This window comes from Halomonas sp. I1, assembly GCF_032334135.1.
Classification (GTDB): domain Bacteria; phylum Pseudomonadota; class Gammaproteobacteria; order Pseudomonadales; family Halomonadaceae; genus Halomonas.
Window position 1 is genome coordinate 335,786 of sequence record NZ_JAVXUS010000002.1, and the last position, 1,334, is coordinate 337,119.

Consider the following 1,334-nt stretch of genomic DNA (forward strand, 5'->3'; position numbering starts at 1 on the left):
CCATCAGCATCATAAATCGTGAACCTTGGGTTATCCAGCTGCTGAGATGCCATACCAACATGATAGCGCTGACCTGCTGCTACCGAAAACTGGAAGAAATCATCATCGCCAACAGCATCAATACTACCAGAAACACTTTCACCAAGTTCTATCGGAGTGGCATCATGCTGATAGTCACCATGATCATCATGTAGGTTGAGCTCTTGAACTTTCAGTTTATATTCACCAGTGTCATCGTCCCCCAGCTCATGGGAATCTATTGAGTAAACACCAGCACTTTCTGCCACAAAAGAAATCTTTGCGACTCCAGAGTCATGGGGGGCATATGCAGATTTAACTATATGACCATCAGGGCCACTCACAGAGAAGCGCGAATTATCAAGATCAGATGATTGCATCGAAACAAGATAACGCTGTCCTTCAATAGCATTCACCCTAAACACATCAGAGTCCCCACGAAACTCTATTGCACCATCTAAACTATCACCAATGGGTAGCGGATAGGCATTGTCTTCACTATCACTAAAATCATCAGATGATGAGTTTTGGTGATCACTCAGATTCAGTTTCGGACCATCAGAAAAATTATATTCAAAATCTGAATACCTTTTTCCGTTAAAAACCACCCCAGAAAAGTCAGCAGTCATATCTTTTATAAGGTCTTCCCGAACATGGAAAGCAAGCTCCAAAAGACCAGACTCATGCCCATTGGAAAATTCAGATGTAATATCATACTTAACTTCATCTCCAACAGTTCTGCTAGAGACGTCATATGCCACACTACCACTTCTTAATTTCAAGCCATCAAAAATAAGATTTGATGAAGACGTTATATTAAAGTCAAAATTATTGACCTCAGACGACCAATTATCGGCATCAAGAGTTATAGCAAAAGGAACAACTTCTGGCTCGCCAATAACGCCGTCACCATTTATATCTAAGTTTAATGGATCTTCACTATCCATATATGAAGAGGAAGGGGACTTATTAGTCCAACGATCAAGGTTTCCCTTAGCATCGAACCAGCGAAGACTTACTTGACCATCATTAAACTGCATGACGGCGACAAAACCACCATCACTGGTCGGCTCGGCGTGAGTGAACTCGAAATTGTCATTCAGCCCAAAGGCACGACCACTCGGCCGTGTCAGGACAACATCGCCTGATTCCGTCTCGACCGCATAGGCACCATCCACGACTTTCAAGGGAAGGTTGCCTTGCCGCTCCACGTACTGGGAGCGTGACACCTCGCCGTCGCCATCGATATCCAGGCCAAGCTCACCCTCTCGATCCGCATATTCCGCTGCGGGGGCCTTATCCGTCCATTGCTCAAG

1 protein-coding gene is annotated in these 1,334 nt (G+C 44.7%); it reads right to left on the reverse strand.

Annotated features, from left to right (window positions below; translation table 11 throughout):
- Positions 1-1,334: hypothetical protein (locus tag RSO41_RS04520; protein ID WP_315617878.1), on the reverse strand; the 1,334-nt coding region annotated here is incomplete at both ends.